This is a genomic window from Collinsella sp. AM40-7AC (genome assembly GCF_003468125.1).
GTDB lineage: Bacteria > Actinomycetota > Coriobacteriia > Coriobacteriales > Coriobacteriaceae > Collinsella > Collinsella aerofaciens_O.
The window spans coordinates 54819-81629 of sequence record NZ_QSGK01000008.1 but is presented as its reverse complement, the minus strand read 5'-3'; the positions used below and the strand labels follow the sequence as shown (position 1 = coordinate 81629).

Genomic DNA, 26811 nt, shown 5'->3' with positions numbered 1-26811 from the left:
TAGCACTAATGTAAGTATATCAGGCGGTTTGCCCGCCATTGATCGGGCGTGCGCGTATACCTCTTGATTAACAGCCATTAAATCTATCCCTTAAGGAACGCGGCTTGCTAGTGTTGTCTGGGCATTGATGGCTGCGTGGTACAAGAGACGGCGGCATTGCCATCTGTTTTTTCAAGTAAAGAGGCCCGTTTCCATGGGTTGGGGAAACGGGCCTCTTTTGTCTCTGGGTTTGTGGATTGGCGAAGGTAGTATGCTCTGGCGGCTATTTTGAGTTCTTGAGGCGGCGTGTGGCTGTGGCGGTTATTCCGAGCCCCATGGCGGCGATTCCTGCGAGTGCGATTGCGCTCGGCGCTGTGTCGCCCGTGTTCGCGAGCTTGCCGGCGGTTGTACCTGCTTGCTTGCCGCTGCTCGAGTTCGACTGCTTGGTGGAGCTTGGCGGGGTATTTTTGCCGGTCGCGGGCGAGCTGGCGGGCTGTGCCGTTTTGGCCGGTTGCGCCGAGTTGGAGGGAGGCGTCGTCTCGGTCGGTTGCGTTATCTCGGGCGAGGTGGCCTTGTCTGCCGCGGCTTTCGCCTCTTCGTATGCCTTGCAGGCGTCGTCATAGGCCGCTTGCGCCTTTTCCAAATCGCTAAGGAGCGCATTTCGCTTGGCTATGTCCTCGTCGATGTGGGCTTTAGCTTCCTTTGCCTCACTTTCGAAATACTGAACCTGTTTTTTCTGGCTTTCGAGCCGGCGTTGGCAGTGGTGAAGATCATCTTCACAAGATTTTTCTCGCCTTTCTGCCGACATGATCTTACTTCGCAACTGCTTAATAGTTTCGTTAGAAGCTCCGTCGTCGATTGCCTTATTTAATTCTGCCTGAAGGCCGCTTGTCCGGTCGTGGGCCTCATCGTATTTGGCTTGGGCTGCATCGACGTTCGCTTGCATGGCGGGAAGGCGTTCCCTCCGTTTGGCGGCTTCCGTCACCACCATGTCGTAGATCTCTTGAAAAGCGGCAATGTCATCATCGATTACCGCAAGTTTCTCAGTACTTGCGGCGTCTTTTGCGGCCTCGAGGTTTTGAGCGCTTCCTGCATGGCTGCATACGCTCTCTCTTTTGCGGTGGCCGCATCTTCCGTCTGCAAGGCAACTGCACCGGTGGGGGAGCTGGTTTCTGCCGCGATCGCCGTTGCGGGGGCGATTCCCGCGACAAGTGCCGCGGAAAGGGCGATGCCCACAGTTGCTCGTCTTGCTCTTCTTGCGAGAATGTCGTTCATCTCGGCACCTCATTTCAAGGGTCGGCGACTAACTTGGTAGCACTAATGTAAATATACCATGCTAGTTGACCCGACACTGGCTGGGTGTGCGCGTATACCCCTCTGAAAACTGAATCCCGTTAGAAATGACGAGTTGTTTACGCTTCTTTTGGGGTGGCGGTACTATCATGGTTCGAATTGAATGTGGATGATGATAGGGAGCGCCTATACATGATTGAGTTGCTCAGGCGTTTTGGTGGTAAGTTTCGCCGATATATGGTGATCGGCCCTGCGTGCAAGTTGATCGAAGTGATCTTTGACCTGCTGACGCCGCTGGTGATTGCCCAGATGATCGATAAGGGCATTGGCTCGCACGACGTGGACGCCGTCGTCCACTACGGCATGGTACTTGGCGCCATGGCTGTGATCGGCATCTCGTTTACGCTCGTCTGCCAAAAGATGGCGGCGCTGACCTCGCAGGGCATGGGCACCGACATTCGCGGCGCGCTCTACGAGCACATCAACAAACTGAGCTATGCCGAACTCGACCGCTTTGGCACGCCGTCGCTTATCACCCGCATCACCAACGACGTCAACCAGGTGCAGCTTGCCGTGGCGTTGGGCGTGCGCATGCTCATCCGCTGGCCCTTCTTGGCGGTGGGCTCCATGTGCGCGGCCCTTGTCATCGACCTTAAGCTCGGCATGATCTTTTTGATTTGCACGCCCGCCATCGGCCTGGTGTTTTGGTTTGTCATGGCGCGCTGCATTCCGTACTACAAGCAGCTGCAGGCAAAGCTCGACCGCATCGCGCTCATTTGCCGCGAGGGGCTTTCGGGCGCTCGCGTGGTTCGCGCCTTCGTGCGCGAGGACCACGAGCGCGAGCGCTTTGCCCAGGCCGCCGATGACCAGGCCAATACTGCCATCGCGGTGGGTAAGCTCTCGTCGATTCTCAACCCCGTCACGTTTCTTGTGATGAACCTGGGCGTGTGCGCCATCCTGTGGGTGGGCGGCATCCAGGTCAACGTGGGCGAGCTAACGCAGGGTCAGGTCATGGCGTTTGTGAACTACATGACGCAGACCCTGACCTCCATCGTGTATGTCGCCAACCTGGTCGTGGTCTTTACCAAGGCGAGCGCCAGCGCGTCGCGTATCAACGAGGTGCTCAATTGCGAGCCGAGCATCACCGACGGGGGCAACCAGCCGGTCGCGCTGCTCAAGCCGGGCAATGTCGCTCCAGTTCCTGCGCTGAGCTTGAGCCATGCGAGCTTCTCTTTTGGCGCGGGCGCTGCCAACGCCGTCAACGATGTGACCCTGGAGCTCCCGCTGGGCAAGACGCTCGGCATTATTGGCGGTACGGGCAGTGGTAAGTCCACGCTCGTCTCGCTCATCCCGCGCCTGTACGATGCGGGCACCGGCAGCGTGAGCGTGATGGGCGCCGACGTGCGCACCTGGCCGCTCGATCAGCTGCGCCACGTGGTCGCGACCGTTCCGCAGCGAGCGTCGCTGGTGAGCGGCACCATTCGCAGCAACCTAACCTGGCGCGACGAGGCGGCAACCGACGAGGAGCTCTGGGCGGCGCTCGACATGGCGCAGGCGAGCGAGTTCGTGCGCAACAAGCCGCAGGGGCTCGATGCCCCGGTCGAGGCGGGCGGTAAGAACTTCAGCGGTGGCCAACGCCAGCGCTTGACCATCGCGCGCGCTCTGGTGGGCTCGCCGCAAATCCTGATTATGGATGACTCCGCCTCGGCGCTCGACTTTAAGACTGATGCGGCGCTTCGCCGTGCCATTCGCGAGCTCAGCATGCGCGGTGCCGCCGAGGGCGGGCTGCCGCTGACGACCGTCATCGTGAGCCAGCGCGTTTCGACCGTGCGCGACGCCGACATGATCTGCGTGCTCGACCACGGTTCGGTCGCGGGCCTGGGCACGCACGATGAGCTGTACGCGACCTGCCAGCTCTATCGCGAGATTTGCCAGTCGCAGCTGCGCCGCGAAGAGCTCGAGGGCCAGCAAGGGAGCGCGTTGCTCGCGTCCGCCCAGACCGCCCCTGCATCTGTTTGCGCAAAGGAGGGCTGCTAAATGAATCCGTACACTTCTTCCGGGTCGGTCGCCACGATGACGGCCAACGTGTCCGGTAACGATAACCTCAACGACCTGGGAGACGGTCCGCGCCAGCCCGGCGACCCCGAGCGCTATCCCGTGGGCGCGGTGACCCGCCGCCTGCTTGACTATGTTCGCCCACACCGCATTTCGTTTACGGCGTCGTTTGTGAGCGCTGCCATCTCGGTGATCTTGCAGCTCTACACACCTATTCTCATCGGCGAGGGCATCGACCTGATCGTCGCGACGGGCCAGGTGGACTTTGATGCGTTACTGCCGCTCGTTACCAAGCTCGCGATTGTCGTCGTAGGTGCTGCGGCCTTCCAGTGGCTGCAGGGCTATTGCGTCAACCGCCTGTCCTACGAAACGGTGCGCGACATGCGCGTGGAGGCGAGCGATAAGCTCAGCCGCATGCCGCTCAGCTTTATCGACAGCCACGCCCACGGCGACCTTATGAGCCGCGTGGTCAACGACGTCGACCAGGTGGGCGACGGTCTGCTGCAGGGCTTCACGCAGCTTTTCACCGGTGTCATTACCATCGTGGGCACGCTTGCGTTTATGCTTTCCATCAACCTGACCATGACGCTCGTGGTGGTGCTCGTCACGCCGCTTTCCATTTTTGCAGCCGGTGCTATTGCCAAGCTCTCCAACAAAAGCTTTACGGCACAGCAGCGTATTCAAGGGCAGCTCGGTGGTCATATCGAGGAGTACGTAGGCGAGCAAAAGCTTGTCGACGCCTTTGCCTATGGTCCCAACGCCCAGCAGCGCTTCGATGCCCTCAACGCTGAGCTCTACACCGCGGGCGAGCGCGCGCAGTTTATGGGTTCGCTCTCCAACCCCGGCACGCGCTTTATCAATAACATCATCTATGCCGTGGTCGCTGTGATCGGCTGCGTGGGCGTGATCACGGGCGTGCCCGCGGCGCTTACGGTGGGCGGCGTGCAGATTTTCCTGTCCTATGCCAACCAGTACACCAAGCCGTTCAACGAGGTCACCAACGTCATTACGCAGATCCAGACCGCGTACGCCTCGGCGCGCCGCATGTTTGCGTTGCTCGATGCGCGCGAGCAGGAGCCCGATGCGGCGGATGCCGTGGAACTTGCCGCCCCGCAGGGCGAGGTGACCTTTGAACACGTGGACTTTAGCTATGTGCCCGACCGCAAGCTGCTGCAGGATATCTGCATCGAGGCCAAACCCGGTACGCGCTTTGCCCTCGTCGGTCCCACGGGCTGTGGCAAGACGACGCTCATCAATCTGCTGCTGCGCTTTTACGATATCGATGCTGGGCGCATCGCGGTCGATGGTCGCTCCTCGCGTGACTATACGCGCGCGAGCCTGCGCCGCGTCTTTGGCATGGTGCTGCAGGACACCTGGCTGTTCGAGGGCACGGTGGCCGAAAACATTGCCTACGGTTGCCCCGATGCCACGCGCGAGCAGATTGTCGAGGCCGCCAAGCGCGCGCACGCGCACAAGTTTATCGTGCAGCTGCCAGGCGGCTACGATACGGTGATCGGCGAGGACGGCGGCACGTTTAGCCAAGGTCAAAAACAGCTGCTGTGCATCGCGCGCGTCATGCTCACCGATCCGGCGATTCTGCTGCTGGACGAGGCAACGTCGAGCATCGATACGCGTACCGAGCTGCAGGTGCAGGCGGCATTCGACGAGCTCATGGCTGGCCGCACGAGCTTTGTGGTGGCGCACCGCCTGTCGACGATCCGCAATGCCGACTGCATTCTGGTTATGCGCGACGGCCAGATTATCGAGCGCGGCACGCACGACGAGTTGCTAGCGGCAGGCGGCTTCTACGCCGAGCTCTACCGCAGCCAGTTTGCCCAGTAGGGGCTGCCGATTAGCGGCAGATGGTTTACATCTGCGTCGTTAGTACTAAGATATGCTTTTAACAAATTGCATTAATGGCTCGAGTTTCGGGGGAAACGAGGCAACGTGACTATGACATGCTCTATGGTGGTTAACAGCAAGAGCGGTAATACCAGGATGGTTTCGGGGGCGATCAAGCGCGCCCTGCAGGCTGCAGGCGTCGAGTTTATCCATGCCGCCGCGCTGAGCGATGATGCAGATCCGGAGCAGGTCGCGCACGAGGCAGAGGGTGCCTGCGCTGCCGATACGGTGCTTGTCGGTTTTTGGTGCGACAAGGGTGCCAGCACGCCCTCGGTGGCGGCGTTGCTCTCCGCCTTGCACGGCAAGCGCGTGTTCCTGTTTGGCACCTGCGGCTTTGGGGCCGACCAGAGCTATTACCAGCAGATTGTCGACCGCGTAACTTCCAATCTGGCCGAGGATGCCGAGCTTGCGGGCTGGGCGATGTGCCAGGGCAAGATGGGTCCCGCGGTTAAGCAGCGCTACGAGGCCATGCTCGAGCAAGATCCCGAAAACGCCCGATTTAAGATGCTGCTCGACAACTGGGTTGCCGCGAAGGATCACCCCACCAAGGAGGATTTGGACAACATGGCTGCAGCTGCAAAGAAGGCCGTGCTGGGCGAGTAGCTTCGCCGTTCGCGGTCCTTCGTGCAAAACAATACAAATGTGAAAGCCTCGAAGTTCTCGAGGCTTTTTTCTTAACACGGGGTTGCGGAAGCTGAGTCCCGGAATTTGCCTCTGGAATGGGATGTGGTTTCCGGTTGAGGGGTCTGGCGGAAAGCGCGACCCGGAATTTACGGCCGAAGTGGGATGTGGCTTCCCAACGGGGCCACAAGCGGAAACCGCATCCCGTTTCGCAAGCGAATTTTGGGACACGGTTTTCAGAGGGTTATGGGCTGCGAATTAGATGGGGCTGTCATAAAGCTGCAAAAAGAGGGTTAAAAATAAACGGTACTTCCAGCAGTTTATTTTTAATGTGGGGGGGGGGGTACGATATCTTGGTTTTTCAAAATATTTAACCCTCTATGGACGAATTGCATAGGGGGTTAGTCACAGATATTGGATAAAACAGACCAATTTGGGGATAAATGACCACTTACGCCAAAATAAGTAGCATTTAACGACAAAACATTGAAAAATGTGTAGCACATCGCTATGTTTTTATTAGGAAAAGATTCCAAATTGGCTTATTTCGAACTCACTTTTCAAGCGCCTTGCGGTTCCTGTTGAAACTTGCTGACCTTTGGATGGGTCGAATAGGGCCTCAAGGGGGATGAATTATCACTTTGGCTGCGCGTAGACTCAAACGATTTATTGCACTTTTGAGTAGCTTGGCGTTCGCGCTTGTCATAGCCCTTGCCGTTGTTTCTTTTGTGCCTCGCGCATTTGGATACACGCCCTTTGCTGTTCTTTCTGGCTCTATGGAACCCGAGCTTCCCGTTGGCTCCATGGTGTTTGTTCGCCAAGTTGAGCCAGCGGATATTGCCGTGGGCGACAATGCAACCTTTTACCGATCGGACGGTGCCGTGGTGACGCATCAGGTGTACGAGATCGACCCTGTGGCGCAGACGATTAGCACGCAGGGAATCGCAAACAAAAATGCAGATGGAACCATCATGCACGACGCCGAGCAGACGCCTTTTTCACGCGTGATCGGTGTCGTTTCTTTTTGTGTCCCTTACCTGGGCTTCGTTAACGCATATTGCACGACGATGCCCGGTTTGCTTGTTGTGGTGGCCGTTCTGGCGCTGCTGATCACGGCGTCGATAGTGCTCGATCGGATGGTTCCCGACGAGCCTGCGGGCAAGCATACCCGCGTGCATGCGAGGGAGCGGCGTTCATAGCGGCAGGGAAAAACGTCGGCGGCGGTAGGGGCCGTTGCCGGGGAAGACGATTCTCGAAAGGAAGAGAACGATGGAAAACAAGAAGAAAAAGCGCTACGGCATCATTGCCGCCCTGCTGCTGTTGGTGCTGGCTGCCGGCGTGGGTACCTACGCCTGGCTGACGGCGCAGTCGAGCCTGACCAACAACTTCACCACTGCGGGCATCAACAAGCCCACTACCGATCCCGACCATCCGAATCAGCCGCTTCCGGATGATAACAATAAGGTCAACGGCAACCTGACCGAGACCAAATGGGTTAAGGACTCTAAGCTCGCCCCTGGCGTGTCTGTACCCAAGAATCCTAATGTCGGTATCGGCAAGGGATCCGAGGATGCATATGTGTACGTCTTCGTGAACAACAAGACGGCGTCTGCCGGGGCCGATCATTCCAAGACGACTTACTTCACCATTAACTCTGGCTGGAAGGCCGTTGATGCGACCGCCGTTGAGGGCGAGCCGACTCATTATCTCGGTGGCCTTTTCGTTTATGTTGGCGAAGGAACCGAGGCTACCCCGCTTATTGCCAGCAAGAATGAGGATAAGTGGACTGGCGAGCTGTTCAGCCAGGTGACTACGCCCAAGGACACCGAGCAAAAGGATTTCGCCAATTCTGCCACGATGGATGTCAACTGCTTCATTTACGCGGCAGACAATACCGCTGAGGGTTCGTCTGCGTCTGCTTTGGCTGCTGCCAAGAATTGGGCTAAGGACCTGTAGTAATCCCACCCCCTCTACCGAGATCCCGGCCCGCTCCCCATCCCCATTTTCGGGTCGGGATCTCGGTCCCCCTTTTTATCGACGACTGGCGAACGTAATGCTCAATAATCTTTCCGACAATCAGAAACGCACCTTGGCGCTTGCCGCGATGGCGCTGTTGGCCCTGGCGTGCCTGTGCGGCACGCTGGCTTTTACTGTTGATATGGTTCCGGCGAACAACGTTCTATCGTTTGGCAGCGTGAAGGTACGAGTCTGCGAATACACCCTAAACGAGCAGGGCGAGGAGATTCCGTTTGAGCCCAACGAGCACGGGGACTATCCCGACACCAAAGCCGGGGGTTCTGACATCAGCCGCATTGTGCGCGTGGAGAACGTCGGCTCGCAGCCTGAGTACGTTCGCGCGCGCCTGCGCATGAAGTCAGTGGCACCCGACGGCTCGTGCGCGGATGCCTCGGGCAACGTTGCGTTTCATGTGGACGCGGGCGAGGGGTCCCCGTGGATCGACGGCGGCGATGGGTGGTACTACTACCGTGGATTGGCCGGGCGTGGCGGCATGCTCGACCCCGGCGCCATGACGGAAAGCCTTATGGACTCGCTGCGATTTGTGGGCGACTACCACGATGCCGCGCGCGGCGGCTCATTCAAGCTCGATATCGATGTTCAGGCCGTGCAGGCCAAAAACCAGCAGACAAGCGATACCGCCCTCGACGTACTTGACGTTGTGGGTTGGCCGGAGGCGAACTAGCCTATGAAGATCAAGAATATGAACCGGGGTATGCTTAGCAGGCTGGTTGCCGTCGCAGCGATTGCCCTTTGCTGCGTTATGGCGCTGCCAACGGTGGTGCATGCCGAGGATGTGCCCGAGGCCAAAATCGAATTCCACATCAAAAACGAGGCTGACTTTTTGTCGTGTGTGGCGCTGTCGCGCGAGCGCGATACGTCCGGCTGGCACGTTTATCTCGATAACGACATTGAGCTCGACAGCGACGACATGAAAACCATCGTTGCAGACACCGTTAAGCATCTGTCGTTTGGCAACAAGGAGCATCCGTTTAAGGGCGTGTTCGATGGTCAAAACCACGCCGTTGAGGGCCTGAACTACGATAAAGACGCTTTTGACCCCGAGCGCGATACGGGATTTTTTGCCGAGACCAACGGCGCCACCATCAAAAACTTCCTGGTCAAGGACGCCAACGTGTGGGCGGACTTCCGCGGTGGCATTATCGTGGGCAAGGCCGTCAAAACGCGTTTCGAAAACGTTATGGTCATGGAGAGCACGCTGCACGTGACCTGCGCCAACAATGCTCTCAACCTCATTACCAACGCAGGCTTTGAGGGCGGTCTCATCGCCGGCGAGCTCGACGGCTGCACCCTCTACAACTGCGAGGTCCGTGGCGGCCGTGCCGTCAACAATACGACCTCGGGCGTGCAGGCGCTCGGCGGTGAGGGTCTGTATATGGCGGCGTTTGCCGGCTACGTTAAGAACTCGACTATCGAGTACTGTCGCGTGACGCCGACGCGTAAGGACGACGGCTCGATTGCCGAGAAGGGCATGACCGACGTCACCAATAAGTACGACGTGGCCATTGGCGCCCTGGGCGGCAACAACGTGTACGCCTCGGGTTTTGTGGGCTGCATGGCGGGCGAGGCCAAGATTATCGACTGCTTCTCGACGGCGCAGTGCTACAGCTATGCCGCGTCGTACGTGGGCGTCGTCGCCGTGACGCGCGCGTGGACGGGTGGCTTGGCGGGTCGTATTCTAACCGAAAAGGGCAACGAGCTCGTTCGAAGCCATTTTGCGGGTGACTTGAGCTCGCGTCAGTACAATCCCATCGCCGTGATCCCCATCATTCAAAACGATGTGAACCTGGGCGGCATTGCCGCGCGTGCCAACAAGGATGATGCCACGGTCACCGAGTGCTACTTTAAGCCGAGCGTGAGCCTTTCTGGCAACAGCCAGGGCAACCCTGCCAAAAAGAAAATCCCCTCGTTTGGCGGCGATGACACCACCAAGGGTGATGGCTATGGTCCATGGGATGACGAGCGCTACACCACGCGCGAGCTGTGGGAAGAGCACGACTACGACTTTTGTGCCGGCACCAAGCGCTCGACTGCTAACAACGGGGCCTTGGGTGGCTCGCACTTCAATGAGTGGGCGATGGATTACAAGCTGAATATTCCTGTGCATGGCCAGAGCGTTAAGGCGACGATCGATTTTCCCGGTGCGGGCACCGCGACAATCGAGAAGACCAAACTTGGCAAAGACCAGGCGACCTCGGATCCGTACGCCTTTGCCGTGAGCGCCGTGCTGGCGGGAACGGCCCAAGGCCTGGCCCAGGGCGATACGTCGGTAACGTTCAGGCAGGAAACCTCCGCAAAGCCCGCGGGGCTGAGCGAGGCGAACGGCGGCTACCGCTTTATGGGCTGGTTCCACGAGTCCGGAGTCAATGTGAACCGCATCGATGCCGATAACGCCTGGTTTAACGGCAAGACCGATGCTGCTGCTGTCGCTGCTGACAAGCGCGTCGAGGAGAACACGGACCACGATAAGGCTTCGACCTACACCGCCAACAACGGAAGCGGCGTCGATGAAAAATTCGGCTTCAAGGGTAACGACCTCTTTATCGCTTCATACGAGGCGCAGGTGCTGTTCTATAACGTTAAGGGCAAGACGCTTGATTGGAAAACCGGTGCCGCGCACGACAAGTCCACTGATTGGTATCGCTACGGCGTGGGTTTGACGCCCGCGGCTCCCGAAGACCGCGAGGGGCTTTCCGCTACCGCGACATTTATCGGCTGGACCACGCAGCCTAGCAGCGAGGAAGGTATGAACGGCGCCTATGCCGCCATCACTTCGGATAAGTTAGCCGAGGTTAAAAATCAGGGAGCTTTTTATCCTGCGGGTAGCGAGATCACTGTTGTCCGTCCAGCCGACTTCTATCCCGTGTACAGCGACTACGTGTCGAACATCATAACTGTGTTCGAGGGCAATGAGCAGGACGCGCTCAATGATGTGAGCCAGCGCGTTGGCGTGGGCAAAACCAAAGTCGACGTCAAGACTGCCGGGGGCGGCACTAGCGTCTACACGGTACAGGTGTGCAACACGGACGGTACGCCCCTGTCCGATGGCGGCAAGCTGCCCGACGGCTATCGCTTCCTGGGCTGGTACGAAAACAAGGGAACCGAGGATGCTCCGCTCGAGGTGCGCGTAAGCCGTGACCCCAGCTATAAGCTTCCCGCAAACGTCGATCTGACCGTCCTGCATACCTATACGGCTCGTTTTGAGTACCGGGTGGACTATTACGTTCGGGCATTTACAAATAGCGGTCTAACGGACAGCAAGAAGTTGTGCTCGATTTGGAATAAATACAAGTCGCCCTTCGAGGAAAACGTCGGCGCGACATATGTTCGTGAAAACATTATCCATTGGGGTGCTGGCACGGACGCCTCCGCCCATGTGCTACACGATGATAAGAATCCAGCAGATAAGTGCACCACCGCTCTCTCTGATGCGACGCAAATCGTTGCGCCTATTAACGCCTACTCGCATAATGTGCGTAACGACAGCGGCGCGAACACTCTCAAGGATATGATTGCCGACACTGATTTTCCAGGAGCCGGTAAACTGAGTGATGAGTGGAAAGCCTCAAGTATTAAAGTTCAATTTACCCCCGCGCATGATAGGTACCACTTCAGTTTTTGGACGCTCGAAAGACCCGACGACGGTTCCTGGACGTATATAAAGAATCCTTTTTCGAGTTTTGTTGAAACGACGGAGCAATATTATGTCCGTGCTATGGTGACCACGGACGTCAACTTCTATGACAAGAGTGGCAACGTCAAGCAGGCTGCTACTCGACGCTATAAAAGCAACTTGCTTCAGCAGAAAACGGCGGAAGGTAAAGATCCGACGTTCCTGTATTGCTATCCGCATCTCTATAAGGATAGGACGGTTAATACAAAGCCCTACGACGGAAAGGATGGTGACGTCAATCCCAATCTGACACTCGAAGCTTCCCCGACCGATGCCGACATGGCCGTGCCGGGCTATAAGTTCCTGGGCTGGATTTCGACCGCCGAGGTTCAGAAGGATTCCGACGTCTGGAAGTATATCTACGACGTCACCGGCGACCCCTATGTGACGAGTGATCCGGATAAGGCAGAGCCGTATCTGGCGACCGACGAGTCCAAGGTCACCCAGTGGCAGGATGCCTATCCCGTGTACGTAAAGTACGACGTTAGCTACACCACCAACCTGCACCGCAAGGGCTTTGACGGAACGCCGGGCATCAATGTTCCGCGATTCGACATTACGCCTACACTTGATGTCCAGCAAAACGGTGACGTGGTGGCTAGGGTGAGCCCCGACATTGCGACGACGGTATATGCCGACGGTACTGGTGGCGCCTATCAGCTTAAGAAGCTCGAGATCGAGCTTCCCGACGGAACGGTAAAGAAGCTCGATCCGACGGGCGAAGGCGGCAATACCTATTCCTATACCGTGGAGCCGGGTAAACCCTATACGTTTGTGGCCTACTACACGCCCATTGCGGTGGTGTATCACCTGAACGACACCGATATCGATGGCAAGCTCGCGCAGGAAGGCAATACGCTCGGCAGCCTTAAGGATGGCATGCCGCTGCCGACGTATAACGTTGGCGACATCGATGCTGCAACGAACGCATACAATGCCTTCGTAGGCTGGACGGAAACTAAACCGGCATCCGGCAACGGTTATGTCGTTTGGTCGGACGGCCTCCCCATGGTGAATACAAACACTGTGGTTAACGCCCCCATGGAGCTGTACCCGGTCTACCGTGCCAGCGCGGTAATTGTCCAATCGAATATCGATGCCAATCTGGATAACCCCGATTCCGTGCGTTCTCTTTCGCGCACCGACTCTGGCGATCAAATTTCGCTGGAAGTAAGAGCTACAGCTGAGGTTGTCGGCAAGGATGGCACCAAGTACGACTTTGTCGGCTGGTCGCGTGACTATGAATCCGATAGTAAATACACTCTGATGACCGAAGACGATAAGTATCCCCTCGAGGGTAGTGAACCCTTTAAGGGCGCGACGTATACCGCGGTGTACAAGGTCACGCCGTATAAGGTGCGCTATCACAGCGTCGACGGGGCGGTCATCTTTACGGCGACGGTCGACTCGGGCGACGAGCGCGCGCAGGACGGTAAGCCTGGCTTTGTCTACACGGTCGATGTTCCCAAAATGGACGAGAGCGGCAACCCTGTCTACGACAACGACGGCAATCCTGTGATGGAGCAAAAATCCGTGGCGTACGACCCGGACGCCCACTCCAAGATCGTCGCGCTGCTCGATGAACAGGCTGCTGCCAATGGCGATAAGCGCGAGCTCTTCTTGGAGTGGCGATATGTGGGTGCCGATGGCACTGCAAAGTCTTGGGATGAGTTCAAGGGCGAGCCAGTCAAGGGTGACATGGACCTGTATCCTGTGACGTATCGCGTGGTTGCCAACGATACGTCTGATCCCGCGAGCCCCGTAACTATGACCGCGCAGCTTAAGTGGCTGCTCGATCCCGCCGCGGCCAACACCGTCGGTGACAGTGCCGACAATGCGCCGTTTAAGGTCTGCTTTGCCAAGCCGTTCATGGGGACGCAACTGACTGTTACGGTAACGCAGGCAAGCTACGGCCCTGGTGCAGAGGGCGTTTCTGCGGCGGAAAAGCCTGTGAACGGCAAGTTTGTCTCGCTCTACAGTCTGGGTTCGGGTGGCGGCTCGTTCGACCTGGTCAACCGCCTGGAGTCCAAGAAGACAGGCGAAGGCGAGCAAGGTCCCGGTAATGCCGTGTTCAAATTTGCCCAGACTCATGCGCTGACGATCGTTAAAAAGACTACCGACGCCAGCGCAATGGGGCAAACGTTCCGCTTTAAGGTAACGCGAAAGGCGTCGGAGGGTTCTCCTGCCGAGACGCGCATGGTCGAGGTGAAAGTTAGCGAGCAGCGCGACGAAAACGGTGAGGTCTGGTATGTCGGCAGCGTGCAATTTGCTGCTCCGGCGGGCACCTATACCGTCGAGGAAGACACGGCTTGGGCATGGCGCTACGAGGGTGAACTGAGTACGCCGGGCAAGGCGCCCGGCAAATCTGCCGAGCTCATCATCTCGTCTGCCTCGAGTGCGGGCGACACCGTGGTGACGTGCGTCAACACGCGCGCGAATGACAAATGGGTCGATGGTGGCTCGCGTGCCAGGAATGTTTGGAAAAACGGCACGCTGAAGAAGGAGGACTAGGATGACTAAGCGCAAGCAAATCGTCGCCCTCCTTGTTGGCGTTCTCCTGTTGGCTGGCGCTGCCGGTACCTTTGCGTGGCTTTCGGTTACGGGCGTGCTGGTCAACGAGTTTGGTTTTGGTTCGGTGGCGCCCTCGGTAGATGAGAAGCTCGATGGCAATGTGAAGAGCAACGTCATGATTACAAACAACGGCTCGGCCCCGGCATACCTGCGTGTTGCGGTGGATATCTACTGGCAGGACCAGAATGGCGCGCGCCTGTGGGATGAACCAGTTGCCGGCACCGACTACGTCATTGCGTGGGGCAGTGTGTCCAAGGCATCTGCTTCTAACACCGCCTCGTCTTGGGTTGTCGCGTCCGACGGGTACTACTACTGGACGTCTCCCGTTGCTCCGATGGGCAAAACCGATGTGCTCATCAAGAGCGTGACTGAGAGGAAGGCAGATGGGAAGAACCTGGTCGTTGACATTTCGACCCAGGCAATTCAATCCGCGCCCGGCGATGCAGCTGCAGAGGCATGGGGCTGTGCAGTCAAGGATGGCGTGCTGGTGCCGCCGCATGGAGGTGCGTAAGTATGGCCTCTCCGATTCGTAAAGACGTTGCGTGTTTCTTGCATTGCGTGATGGCGGCAATCGTCTGCCTTATCGCGCTCGCCGTTCCTGCACGTGCGTTTGCTGACATTCCCACGATTGCCTATGACGGAAATGCACGCCAGCTAACGGTATCGGGAGCGACGGACTCCTCGGGGGAGCCCGATCTGTTTCCAGCCTTTAAAGATCTAATGCCCGGCGATGTACGCGAGCAACAGATTGGGGTTCGTGCCACGGGTGTAAAGTCCCAGGTACGTGTGTTTGTGCGGGCTGTTGTTGATCACGAGACGGCACATATGCTGTCTCCCACCACCTTAACGGCGACTGTGGGCGATGCCTCTGCAGGTTGGCTCCAGACAGGAACACCGGGCAGCGTGTTCGCCTATCCCACGGAAATCGCCACGTTTACGAGCGATGGCAGCACGGTGCTTAATCTGCAGCTAAGCGTTCCGACGTCGGTGGGCAACGAGCTTGCCGATGCAAACAAGACCATTCGCTGGGAAATCACCGCCGAGGACGATGGCGAGAAGATCCCCGTGCAGTCTGCTGGCAGAAAGAAGCCCGGCTTGCTTGGTCTGGTGGCAACAGGCGACAACACGCTCACGTTGCTTTTGGTGTTGCTGACGCTTGCAATCATCGCATTTATAGCCGCGCTTCTTTTGTCCCGGAGGGATAAGTACTAGGTCCATCTTCTAAACGCAACGCCCTCCCGGGCGGCTGGCACGAAGTTCCCTGCTCTACAGTCCTGCGCAAGACGAAGGCCACATGACGTGGCCTTCGTCTTATATATGTTCAGCGGATGCCCCCATGACAAGCCGCGCTTCAACACCGAGGCGTCTGCCCGGCGACGCGGAATGTAAGGTTCATCGCGAGTTCCGCACGAGCCGGAGAGCACTTAATGTGCTCTCCGTGCGAGCAGGACTGTCCGAGCAGGGAACCTTACGTTTCGCGCCGCCGGGCAGACGAACCAGTTAAGACGTGTCGCTATTTGATCTTGGTTGTACCCGGTGCCAGGTTGGGGTCGGTCTCGTTGGCCTCGGTCTGGAAGTGCTCCGTATAGACGTTCTTGCCGTCGCGGAACATCTCGTAGTACTGCATCTTGGCGTAATCCTCGCGCGCCTTGGTGGCGGCTGCGGCAGCGGCGTCGTCACCGGTGACGTTGGAGGAGAGCGCCCAGCGCAGGCTGGCGTCCTCGTAGCCCACGGAGTTGATGGCGGGCAGCGACTCGCGCAGCGTCATATGCGCTTTCTGGTAGTCGGTCAGCGGTGCGCCGATCAGCTGCATGAGCTGGGTGGACAGGTAGTTGGTGGACAGGTCGTCTGTCTCACTCGTCTGGTCGCAACCGGCAACGTCGTAGTTGGCCCAGATGATGTAGTCGGTCTGCCACAAGCGCTCTTGGTGGGTGGCGTCGTCCTCGCTGGTAAACCACTTATCGTTGAACTTGGACGGGAAGAACGGCTGGTGGTCGCCCCAGAACACCACGACTACCTTACGGTCGAGCTTGCTCAGGGCGTTGAGGAAGTAGCGAAGCGCCTGGTCGGACTGCTCGATGCACGAGACGTACTCGTCGACATCGGACAGCGTGCCGTCCTCGACGGTCTTGGCGTCCAGGTCGGTCGTGTCGATGTTCAGGTGCATCTGCTTGTCGACCGGCAGCAGGCCCGTGTCGTAGCCCGAGTGGTTCTGCATGGTCACATCGAAGATGAACTGCGGGTCGGCGTTCTGGTCGAGCAGCTCCAGAATCTTGTCGTAGGTAGCCTGGTCGGTCACCATGCCGCGCAGGGTATCGGCTCCCTGGAAGTCGTTGATGGACAGGAACTGGTCAAAGCCAAAGTCCTTATAGACGTTCTCGCGGTTCCAGTTGGTGGCGTGGTTGGGGTGCATGGCCGTGGTGGAATATCCGAGCGACTTGAACTGCTCTGCCAGGTTCCCGGTCGTCTCCATGTTGTAGATGGTGTAGGGGTACACGCCCGAGCCCAGGTTGGCCATGGAGTTGCCGGTCATAAACTCAAACTCGGTATTGGCGGTACCGCCGCCGTAGGCGCTCACATAGAGCTTGCCGCGGCTGAGGCAGTTGGACAGGTTCTTAAAGTACTGCGGGCCCTCGTAGCCGGCGCGCATGTTCTGGTAGATGGACAGGTCCGAGAAGGTCTCGTTCATGATGGCGATGACCGTGGGCTTCTCGCTGTCGAATTGCTCCTTTGCGGCGGTGCGCTCGTCGCTCTTGGCGGCGTCGGACTTGTCGTAGGCCTTGGCGTACTTTTTGAGCGTGGCCTTGGCGTCATCGACAGAATAGTCGGCGGGTTTGGGCGGCTTGATGGACTGCGCTGCACTAATAAAGGCTGGCAGATAGCCCTCGCGCCAGTAGCTCTCGAGCGGGCGCCAGGTGTAGACGGTGATGCCGAGGGTGTTGTAGTAGTCGATGAGGGTGACGTGCGCGGTCACGCCGCCCAGGCACAGCACCGCCACGAGCAGGTTGGTGAGCAGCATGCGTTTGGCGTTGGCGGCGCCCTTCTGGCGATGCGGCGCGACCAGGCCGGCGTACTCGCACAGCAGCATGGCGATGGCGGTAAAGCTCATGGACAGCACGCAGAACAGCGAGATCGAGAAGGTGTAGCCGTTGCCGGCGACCGCGGCGGCGGTGGAGATGGCCGAAAGGTCGCCCGGCTGGATCGGCATGGATTTAAACGTGATGACGAAGAACTCGGCAATGCCCAGGACAAAGAGGGCAAAGGCCAGGACCGCGGGAGCTGCGCCGTGGCGCTGGAATAGGAAGAACAAGCCGGTCATGAGCACGGTGATGATGGCCCACTCGAGCAGGATGCACAGGGGGTAGACCCAGGTAAAGTCGTGGTTGGACGAGACCTCCATGCCCAGCAGCGCAAAGACGCCGGCGAGCAGCAGGCACAGGACGGCGGCGACGAGCGGTTTGCCCACAAAGGCGCCGCGCAGGCGGGCGAGCTTGCCGGTGGGGGCGGGGGCGTCGGCAGAGGCGAACGCAAAGACGCGCGGGGCGAGGCGGTCGCGGGCGATGCTGGCCCAAGCGCATCCGGTGAGAATGGCGTTGGTCAGGATGAGCATCACAAAGGCGAGCGGCTCGTTTTGAGCGACGAGGCCAATGGCGCCCCAAATGGTCAAAAAGAGCTGGAACAGGCCGAAGGCGACGCTCCATCCAAGAGCGCTTTTGGCAACGGTGCCCGACTGAGCGCGAATGGCCTTGGCCTCGCGCAAGACAAGGTAGACGGTCGCCGCAAGACCGACGAGCGAGATGGCGGCAGCGAACATGCTGAGACTCCTCACAAACTAAAACCTACGAAAGCGGGGGTTTACCCGATTGTTACCAAGATATGCGCTGCATTTGGTGACTGCGCACAACAACCAGCCATAATAACGCGCGTGCGTGGCGGTGTTGCGCAATGTAGCGGCGACCTGCGCGATAATGGACGGGAATTACACGGAAACGTAAAGGCTTCTTAAAGAAATGGCGAGGGTAGGGCGATGAGCGAGCAGGTTTGCAAGGCGGACATGGGCAGCGACGGAGCTGCGGTCGTGGATACATACGGCTATCCGGTCGAGACTACGGGCAACGCGGTGCTGGACATCTTGGAGCATCGCTCGTCTACGCGTGCCTTCGCGCGTGATGACGACGACCGTCCCGTGGCGGTGACCGACGAGCAGCGTGCGGCGATTTTGCATGCGGCGAGTCGCGCACCGTCGGCGGGCGCCATGATGATGTATTCCATCGTGAGCATTCGCGAGCAGGCTACGCTGGACCGTCTGGCCGACCTGTGCGACCACCAGCCCATGATCGCCAAGGCGCCCTGGGCACTCATATTTGTGGTCGACTATGCCAAGTGGATCGATCTGTTTGAGCATGTGGGCTGCTTTGAGCCCGAGTTTGTCGAGCGCACGGGCAAGGCGCCCCGCCCCGCGCCGGGTTTGGGCGACTTTGCCATCGCGGCGCAGGATGCCGTGATCGCCGCTCAAAACGCCGTGGTCGCCGCCGAGGCCCTGGGGCTGGGGAGCTGCTACATCGGTGATATCGTTGAGAACGCCGAGGAAGTTGCCGCACTGCTGGACTTGCCTGCCTATACCATGCCGCTGTCGATGCTCATCATCGGCACGCCCCGTAAGGAGCGCCCGGCCATTGCGCATCCCGTGGTGAACCTGGTGCACGAGGAGCGTTATTGTCGCGCCGACGCCGCGACGATGGATGCGCAGGTGGCCGAGATGGATGCGATGTTTCGCCCGCACGCCCGCGAGGTGGGCGAGCGCGTCATCGACATCTACACCCGTAAGCACACGAGCCCCTTTATGGCCGAGATGAGCCGCTCTATGGAGTGGTGGTTCAAAAACTGGCTCGGAAAATGACGAATGTGACAAAGGGGGCGTCCCTTTGTCACATTCCATATCGCCGCGGTGGCCTAAAGGCCGCATAAATGTTTATCTAGCTGGGAAAACGGTGCCATTAAAATATGGGCTGATTACATATAATCCCGTCGAACGTTAAAATTGGGAGGAAACCGGCTTATGGAACAAAAGGCAAAGGAAGTAGCCTCGCACGCTGCGATTCCTGTGAGCATCTCGGCGATGCTCGTCACGCTGGGCGTGGTGTATGGCGATATCGGCACCAGCCCCATGTATGTAACCAAGGCGCTCGTTGCCGGCAACGGCGGCATCGGAAGCGTCACGCAGGAGTTCGTGCTCGGCGCGCTCTCCCTTGTCGTGTGGACGGTCACGCTGCTGACGACCGTCAAGTACGTGCTGATCTCGCTGCGCGCCGACAACCACGGCGAGGGCGGCATCTTTGCCCTGTACAGCCTGGTCAAGCGCTGCGGCAAGTGGCTCATCATCCCCGCCATGCTGGGCGGCGCGGCGCTCCTCGCCGACGGCATCCTGACGCCTGCCGTTACCGTCACCACGGCCATCGAGGGCCTGCGCACCATCCCGGCGGTCCATGCCGTGCTCGGTGACGACCAGGGTCGTGTCGTCGCCATCACGCTTGCCATCATCATCGCGCTCTTCTTGGTGCAGCGCATCGGCACGGCCAAGATCGGTCACGCCTTCGGCCCCATCATGACGCTGTGGTTTTTGTTCCTGGGCGGCACGGGCCTGTTCTTTGTCTGCCAGCACCCCGCCGTGCTGCTGTGCCTCAACCCGGTGCGCGGCATCGCCTTTTTGCTGAGCCCCAACAACCACGCGGGCATCATGATTTTGGGCAGCTGCTTCCTCGCTACCACCGGTGCCGAGGCGCTCTATTCCGACATGGGCCATGTGGGCCGCGGCAACATCTATGCCACCTGGCCGTTCGTTAAGTGCTGCCTGCTGCTGTCCTACATGGGCCAGGGCGCGTGGCTTATCAACAACGCCGGCAACCCGGAGCTCATGGGTATTGCCGACCTCAACCCCTTCTACCAGATGCTCGCCCCGGGTCTGCGCCCCTTTGCCGTCGGCCTTTCCACCGTCGCGGCCATCATCGCCTCGCAGGCGCTCATCACCGGCGCATTCTCGCTGGTGTCCGAGGCCAGCCGCCTGGACCTCATGCCGCATATGCAGGTCTTCTATCCTGCCGAGACCAAGGGCCAGCTCTACATCCCCATGGTCAACAACGTCATGCTCGTGGGCTGCGTCGTCGTGGTGCTGCTGTTCCAGAACTCGGCGCACATGGAGGCCGCGTACGGCCTGGCCATTACCCTGACCATGATGTGCACGACAATGCTGCTCTTCTTCTATCTGCACGTGGAGCGCAATCTCAAGGTCGCGCCGTGGATCTTTGCCGCCTTCTTCCTTATGCTCGAGGGCTTCTTCTTCGTGAGCTCGCTCACCAAGTTCTTCCACGGCGGCTATTTCACCATCCTTATGGCCGCGCTCATCATGGGCATCATGGTGTGCTGGTACAACGGCACGGCGGTCGAGCAACGTCAGTTTACGCTGCTGCCGCTGCGCAGCTATCTGCCGCAGCTCAAACGCCTGCGCGACGACGATCGCTACGAGCTCATGAGCGACAACATCGTGTACCTGACCAAGGACACCAACACCGACTATATCGACCGCGATATCGTCTACTCGATTTTGGATAAGCACCCCAAGCGCGCTCGCGCCTGGTGGTTCGTGAATGTCGAGACCATGGAGGAGCCGCATACCTTTGCCTACTCGGTCGAGACGTTCGGCACCGACTACGTGTTCCGCGTGCATCTGTATCTGGGCTACAAGATCAACCAGCGCGTCAATGCCTATCTGCGTCAGGTTGTTCAGGATCTGGCTGCCAGCGGCGAGCTGCCGGCGCAGACGCATGACTACTCGGTCTACAAGGACCCGGGCAACATCGGTACGTTTAAGTTCGTCATGATCCGCAAGCTGCTGGCGCCCGAAAGCGACGTGGAGCCCAGCGAGCGTACGGCCATCACGCTCAAGTACATCATCCGCCGCGCCGCCGGCACGCCTGCGCGCTGGTACGGCCTGGAGAACTCCAACGTGAGCTTTGAGTACGTGCCGCTGTTCACCAAGTTTAAGGCCGTGAGCAAGATGCAGCGCCTGGCTCCCGACGAGCGTCCGTAGGCGCCGACAGGTTGCATGGAGTTGGATTTCGATGGACAAGATTGAGACCGGGGAGGCAAGCATGGATGCAAAGATGCTTGATGGCCGCGAGGCGCTCGCCGCCCTGGTGCGTGAGGCACGCGTCGACGCTGCCGAAGATCGGTTCTTTACGAATCGGGCCAACATGGACATGGCCGATCGCGTGATTTCGGTCGTGGCGCTGGTGTTTGTCGCGGCGTGTGTGTGCGCGCTGCTCGCGCACGTGCTGTTTGTCTAGCGGCTGCCGGTCGTAGAAGGCTTTACACTTAGAACCACCACGAGGGTAAACCACCACAAAGGTGCCTGTCCCCTTTGTGGTGGTTTTTGTTTTTGAGAGAGGGGCGGGGCGCTGATGGACGTCCGTGCGGACGGCGATATTGCCGAGAATTTTTGGTGGCGGCGTACAACGCTGACGCGTCGCAGCCCCCTGTATGACGCCTGCGTATCGGCGGGGCTGCTGGTCGCGGCGACGGTTGTGGGCGCGCTGCTCGATCATCCGGGGCTCGCGCCGAGCATCATGATCGTCTATGTGTTCGCCGTGCAGCTGTGCGCTTTCTTTACCTGGAGCCGCCTGTACTGCCTGCTGACTTCTGCCGCCGCCGTGGCGCTCTACAACTTCTTGTTTGTCGACCCGCGCTGCTCGCTGTCGTTTATCGACCGCGTCTATCCCGGCATGTTCTTTATCATGTTTGCGGTCTCGCTCGTATCGAGCTCGATCGCGCTGGCCCTGCGCCGCGCCTTGGCGCAGGCTGCCGCCAGCGACCGTCGCACGCAGATGGTGCTCGAGACCAACCGCATGCTGCAGCGGTGTGGCGATCAGCAACAGATTGTGCACGCTATGGCAACGCAGCTGGCGCGTCTTTCGGACTGTCCGGTCATGTGGTATAGCGCCGATGCCGATAACGATGACCTGCTACCGCGCACGACGTACACGGCCGTGGGCGATGCCGTGCCGGTGCACCAGTTGGCGCCCCAGATGCCGCCGCGGCTCTCGGCATCCGCCTATGTGGGAACGCCACTCGATGCCACCTATGGCGCTTCGGCGTTCTACGGCATATACCTGACCGTGCGCTCGGGTGACACCATGGTGCGCGCGGGTGATCCCGCCTCGGTGGTGGGGGTGCTCGCCATTGTCGCCGAGCCCGATGCTTTGACGCCCGAGGAGCGGACGCTTGCCGATGCCATCGTGAGCGAAGGCGAGCTTGCGCTCGATCGCGCCCGCGCCATGGAGGCTCGCGAGGATGCGGCGGTGCTCGCTAAAAACGAGCAGCTGCGCGCCAACTTACTGCGCTCCATCTCGCACGATCTGCGCACGCCGCTTACCAGTATTTCGGGCAATGCCGATGTGCTGCTCGACCAGGGCTCGACCGGCACCGCGGTGCTCGATGCCCAGACGCGCCGCGGCCTGCTTCTATCCATTCGCTCGGACGCACTGTGGCTCAACGCCACCGTTGAGAACCTGCTCGCCATCACCAAGCTCGAGGGTGGCGGTATGCACCTGTCGACCACGCTCGAGCTCATGGACGATATCGTCGAGGAGGCGCTGCGCCACGTAAGTCCGGCCGTGCGCGAGCACGACCTTAAGGTGGTGGCGTGCGATGAGCCGGCGCTCGTTAGCGTCGACGCGCGTCTGATGGTACAGCTCGTGGTGAACCTGGTGAACAATGCCATCACCTATACGCCCGCAGGCTCGCATATCGTGATTTCGATTGGCGTCGACGATGGGCACGTGACGTGCTCGGTGGCCGATGACGGGCCGGGCATCGCGCCCGAGGACCGCGAGCGGATCTTTGAGTCGTTCTACACCGCCAACCATGGTCTGGCCGACAGCCACCGCAGCGTGGGCCTGGGTCTTTCGCTCTGCCGCTCCATTGCGTTGGCGCATGGCGGTAGCATAGAGGTTGCCGCGGCGGACCCGCACGGCTCGGTCTTTACGATTGAGCTTCCCGCCGCCGATGTTTCGTTTGATAAGGAGTAGCGCCGTGCCGAACTCTGCCGTAAAACCGCTCATCTTGGTCGTTGAGGACGATCCCGCCGTCCGCAACCTTATCGTTGCCGCGCTCGAGGCGCACGGCCTGCGTCATATGGCTGTGGAGACCGCCCATGCCGCCATCGCCGCCGCCTCGTCGCAGGCACCGAGCATTGTGCTGCTCGATCTGGGCCTACCCGATATGGATGGCGTCAAGGTGGTGGAGTCGGTGCGCGCATGGTCGGGCATGCCGATCATTGTGGTCTCGGCGCGCAGCGAGGACGCGGACAAGATCCGCGCGCTCGATGCCGGCGCCGACGACTATCTGACCAAGCCGTTTTCGGTCGAGGAACTGCTCGCGCGCATTCGCACGACGCTCAGGCGCCTTTCGTATGCGCAGGCGGGCGGCGTTGCCTCCGAGGGCTCGTTCGATACCGGTGAGTTGCATATCGATTTTGATGCCGGTATCGCAACGATGGACGGCGAGGAATTGCATCTGACGCCGATCGAGTACAAGCTCTTGTGCCTGCTGGCGCACAACGCCGACAAGGTGCTGACGCACCAGTTTATCTTGCACGAGATTTGGGGCACGGCGACCAAGAGCGACCTGGCAAGCCTGCGTGTCTTTATGGGCACGCTGCGCAAGAAGATCGAGTCCGATCCCGCGCACCCGCGCTATATCCAAACGCACGTGGGTATCGGTTACCGACTGGTCACCCAAGGCTAGATCGCCAACCATCATCCCAATATGAGCCGCGGTGAAATACGGTCTAAAACTGCCTAATTCCAGGCAAAACAGTCCGTATTCCACCGCAACTTTGTTATTTGCCCTTGGGCTTGCTGGCGTAGAACTTCTTCTTTTTGAGCTTGCCGGTGGGGGAGGGCTTGCCGGCAAAGTTGGACTTGCCGTTGCCGGCCTGTGCATGCGCGGGTGCCGCTGCACGGGGCTTGCGGGCTTCGGGGTTGCGCAGCTCCTCGGTTCGCTCGGCAATCTCCTCGGCACTAAAGCCGACCTCGGCCATGGCATCCTCGATGGGCAGGCGGCGCACGATGTAGCAATGGTGCACCTTCTGGTTGCGCGCGAAGTCCTCGGGGATGGTCTGCGCCGTAATGTCCTCCAACACGACGCCCGCGCGCGCGAGCTTGCGCGTTTCGGGGCGGAAGCCGCGCAGGTTACAGCTAAAGATGGCGTGGCCGCCCTGCGCGAGCAGGCGCGATACGCCGGCCAAAAGCTCAACATGGTCGCGCTGAACATCCCAGGTGCGACGGCCCATCTTGGACGAGTTCGAGAACGTGGGCGGGTCGACAAAGATCAGGTCCCAGCGGTTGCGCGTCTGGCGCTGGTCGCGAATCCAGGCGAGCACGTCGTCGCGCACAAAATGATGCTGCGGACCAACAAAGCCGTTCTGGCGCATATTGCGCTCGGCCCAGTCCAGGTAGGTGTTGGAAAGGTCGACCGTCACGGTTTCCTCGACGCCGCCGTCGGCCGCATAGCAGGTAGCGGTGCCGGTGTAGGCAAACAGGTTGAGGAAGCGGCGTGCCTGCTTGGCGTGCTCGCGCACTAGGTTGCGGGTGACGCGATGATCCAGGAAGATGCCCACATCCAGATAGTCGTCAAAGTTGACGGCAAAGGTAAGGCCGCCCTCTTCGATGAGCGGCAGGCGACGGCGCGCGATGTTGGCGCGTTCGCCCGATGCGCCCTTGCCGGCGCCCTGCTTGCCGTACTGCGAGCCGCCGCGCGAGCGCATGCGGGCCTTGGCGTGCACGTGCTCGGCCGGCACGTCCAGGATACGCGGCGCGATGGCCAGAATGTCGAGCATACGGGCCTGGGCCAGTGCGGGGTCGATGGTCTTAGGCGCGGCGTACTCGGCGATGACGAGCCAGCGGCCCGGCGTCTGCGGGCAGCCCTCGTACAGGTCAATGGCGGCGGAGTAATCGGGCAGGTCGGCATCGTAGACGCGGTAGCAGCTCACGCCCTCGCGCTTGGCCCACTTGCGGCGCAGACGGGCATTCTTGCGCAGGCGGTTGGCGAACTGCTCCGACTCGGGGATGAGCACGGGCAGCGGCTTGCCGTCGCCCAGGTCGAGCGTAGCGGCAGGCTCGGGCATGGCGGGGGCGGGGGCTTCGTCGCTGATGACGTCGTCGGCGTCCGAGGTCTCGCCCTCAGCATCCGCGCTGGTCGCAGCCTCAAACGCTGCGGCGGCGTGGTCGAGCGAGGGCCAAACCTCGACGGTCGCCTCCTCGTTGTTGGGCATGACGGCGATGGAGCGCGCGGGCTCAGCGTGGAGCGCGCGGGCCAGCAATCCGTCGCGGGTGAGCGCGGCGACCGGTGCCGAAGTGAGCTCGGGCGCACGGCGCAGCTCGCCGACCAGCGTCATGGCGTCATGCATAAGCGACAGCGGTGTCTCGGTCGTATCTGCGACCACGGCGGCACCGGCGACAGCGCCCACATGGTCCAGTACGGTGGCTGGCTTGGCAGCGCAAAAGTCGACAAAACGCTTGTAGCCGGCGCACTTGACCATGCGCTCGGCGGTCTGGCGGGCGGCGGGGTCGATGTCTACGGCCACGATGCGTGCCTGGCGCTCGCGTGCTGCCGCCTCGCACTCGCGTGCCTCGGCGAGCAGCTGCTCCCATAGGGCGGCGTCGTGCAACTGCCAGCCCTCAAAGCCCCAGCGCTCGCGTGCGGCGCCCGGGGCGCGGTCGGTCAGAATGTTCACGGCCTCCAACAGCAGGCCGCCGCCGGCGCACGAGGCATTGACCAGCGTGGGCAGGGCTTCGTTCTCGTAATCGTCGGCCGTCAGCTCGTGCTCGCACAGTGCAGTCCAGCCGACCTGCGCCAGCACCAGGGCGGCGTAGTCGGGGCGCAGCACGTGAGTGCCCTCGCCGGCGCGGGTCGCGGCAGGCGGCAGGCGCTTGAATAACGGGTCGCCCGAAAGGTCCAGGCTGATGCTCGCGCGACGCTGGCGCAGCGAAAGCAGCAGGTGAACGTCGGGATCGGCAGCGTCGACATCGGCGCGACGGCCCGTGGTCTCGGCCAGACGGTCGCACAGCGCGTCCTTGGCGCGTAGGGCCGAGAAGCGCGTGTTGCGCAGCTGCTCGGTCACGCCGCGGGCGGTGATGGCGATGGTGGCGCCGGGGCGGACGATGGTCTCCCAAGCGATGTCGTAAACGCCGTCGTACAGCTCATCGGCATCCTGCGCCTCAAAGCGCCCAAGCACTACGAACACGCGGCTGGCCAGGCGCGACCACAGACAGGCGCGGTAGCCCTGCTCAAGCTCGCCCTCAAACGTAGCGCGGCCCTTCAGGCGGCGGACATGCGAAAGCCCGAGGCGTTTAAGCTCATCGGCGAGTGCGGACTCAAAGCCCTCGGGGCAGCTTGCGTAAAATTCCATGGGTGACCTCTCTGGTTGCGTCGCTCCATTATATGATGGATGCTTCGTTTGCCCTTATCCTCGAAAGGAACCCATATGATTGATGCGTGCTCCTTGATTCCCATTTTCATTGCAACAGCCTCAGGACTCGGGGCCTCGCACAGGCTCCCGCCGCCTTACAGAACTGAAAGCTGGGCGTAGGGCAAATCCATGGCACGTGACCTGCGATTGCTCG

The 26811-nt window shown here is 60.1% G+C and carries 18 protein-coding genes; 14 read left to right on the top strand and 4 right to left on the bottom strand.

What is annotated here, in order from left to right:
- Positions 1-262: 262 nt before the first annotated feature.
- Positions 263-970 (bottom strand): LPXTG cell wall anchor domain-containing protein, encoded by a 708-nt coding sequence (locus DW892_RS07875; RefSeq protein ID WP_117766789.1) that lies wholly within the window; start codon positions 968-970, stop codon positions 263-265.
- A gap of 38 nt (positions 971-1008) precedes the next feature.
- Positions 1009-1254 (bottom strand): hypothetical protein, encoded by a 246-nt coding sequence (locus DW892_RS07870; RefSeq protein ID WP_117766787.1) that lies wholly within the window; start codon positions 1252-1254, stop codon positions 1009-1011.
- A gap of 210 nt (positions 1255-1464) precedes the next feature.
- Here DW892_RS07870 and DW892_RS07865 point away from each other — a divergent pair, with 210 nt between their 5' ends.
- The 9 genes from DW892_RS07865 to DW892_RS07825 all read left to right on the top strand — a co-directional run bounded on the left by DW892_RS07865 (position 1465) and on the right by DW892_RS07825 (position 15343).
- Positions 1465-3309, top strand: coding sequence for an ABC transporter ATP-binding protein (locus DW892_RS07865; RefSeq protein ID WP_117766785.1), 1845 nt, complete (start codon positions 1465-1467; stop codon positions 3307-3309).
- A complete protein-coding gene (locus DW892_RS07860; RefSeq protein WP_117638044.1) occupies positions 3310-5169 on the top strand; it encodes an ABC transporter ATP-binding protein in 1860 nt (619 codons plus the stop codon).
- Between the two features lie 111 nt (positions 5170-5280).
- On the top strand, positions 5281-5832 hold the full coding sequence (gene bilS / locus DW892_RS07855; protein WP_117638043.1) for a flavodoxin family protein BilS: 552 nt from the start codon (positions 5281-5283) through the stop codon (positions 5830-5832).
- Positions 5833-6491: 659 nt separating this feature from the next.
- Complete coding sequence (locus tag DW892_RS07850; protein ID WP_158557021.1) at positions 6492-7049, top strand: signal peptidase I; 558 nt, start codon at positions 6492-6494, stop codon at positions 7047-7049.
- A gap of 70 nt (positions 7050-7119) precedes the next feature.
- Positions 7120-7806: a hypothetical protein gene (locus tag DW892_RS07845; RefSeq protein WP_117655345.1), complete on the top strand. Its 687-nt coding sequence runs from the start codon at positions 7120-7122 to the stop codon at positions 7804-7806.
- Between the two features lie 97 nt (positions 7807-7903).
- Positions 7904-8551 carry a hypothetical protein gene (locus DW892_RS07840; RefSeq protein ID WP_117766781.1) on the top strand — a complete coding sequence of 216 codons (648 nt, stop codon included), beginning with the start codon at positions 7904-7906 and terminating at the stop codon, positions 8549-8551.
- Positions 8552-8554: 3 nt separating this feature from the next.
- Positions 8555-14071, top strand: coding sequence for a hypothetical protein (locus DW892_RS07835; protein WP_117766779.1), 5517 nt, complete (start codon positions 8555-8557; stop codon positions 14069-14071).
- A gap of 1 nt (position 14072) precedes the next feature.
- Positions 14073-14642 carry a hypothetical protein gene (locus tag DW892_RS07830; protein ID WP_117766777.1) on the top strand — a complete coding sequence of 190 codons (570 nt, stop codon included), beginning with the start codon at positions 14073-14075 and terminating at the stop codon, positions 14640-14642.
- A 2-nt stretch (positions 14643-14644) separates the two neighbouring features.
- Positions 14645-15343 (top strand): hypothetical protein, encoded by a 699-nt coding sequence (locus DW892_RS07825; RefSeq protein ID WP_117766775.1) that lies wholly within the window; start codon positions 14645-14647, stop codon positions 15341-15343.
- 301 nt (positions 15344-15644) lie between these two features.
- On the opposite strand, the gene DW892_RS07820 is transcribed toward DW892_RS07825, so the two are convergent.
- On the bottom strand, positions 15645-17945 hold the full coding sequence (locus tag DW892_RS07820) for an LTA synthase family protein (protein WP_117766773.1): 2301 nt from the start codon (positions 17943-17945) through the stop codon (positions 15645-15647).
- A 213-nt stretch (positions 17946-18158) separates the two neighbouring features.
- Between DW892_RS07820 and DW892_RS07815 the strand changes: the two genes are divergently transcribed.
- From DW892_RS07815 to DW892_RS07795, 5 genes are all read left to right on the top strand, one after another.
- Positions 18159-19031: a nitroreductase family protein gene (locus DW892_RS07815; RefSeq protein ID WP_117766771.1), complete on the top strand. Its 873-nt coding sequence runs from the start codon at positions 18159-18161 to the stop codon at positions 19029-19031.
- A gap of 159 nt (positions 19032-19190) precedes the next feature.
- The gene (locus DW892_RS07810; RefSeq protein ID WP_117766769.1) at positions 19191-21218 is read left to right on the top strand and encodes a KUP/HAK/KT family potassium transporter; all 2028 of its coding nucleotides are present in this window, start codon (positions 19191-19193) and stop codon (positions 21216-21218) included.
- A 61-nt stretch (positions 21219-21279) separates the two neighbouring features.
- Positions 21280-21474, top strand: coding sequence for a hypothetical protein (locus tag DW892_RS07805; protein ID WP_147349860.1), 195 nt, complete (start codon positions 21280-21282; stop codon positions 21472-21474).
- A gap of 114 nt (positions 21475-21588) precedes the next feature.
- Positions 21589-23214, top strand: a complete 1626-nt coding sequence (locus DW892_RS07800; RefSeq protein WP_117766765.1) for an ATP-binding protein — start codon at positions 21589-21591, stop codon at positions 23212-23214.
- A gap of 4 nt (positions 23215-23218) precedes the next feature.
- Positions 23219-23932 (top strand): response regulator, encoded by a 714-nt coding sequence (locus tag DW892_RS07795; protein ID WP_199665671.1) that lies wholly within the window; start codon positions 23219-23221, stop codon positions 23930-23932.
- A 94-nt stretch (positions 23933-24026) separates the two neighbouring features.
- Here the strand turns inward: DW892_RS07795 and rlmKL are convergent, their stop codons facing one another.
- Positions 24027-26597 carry a bifunctional 23S rRNA (guanine(2069)-N(7))-methyltransferase RlmK/23S rRNA (guanine(2445)-N(2))-methyltransferase RlmL gene (rlmKL, locus tag DW892_RS07790; RefSeq protein WP_117766763.1) on the bottom strand — a complete coding sequence of 857 codons (2571 nt, stop codon included), beginning with the start codon at positions 26595-26597 and terminating at the stop codon, positions 24027-24029.
- Positions 26598-26811 lie beyond the last annotated feature (214 nt).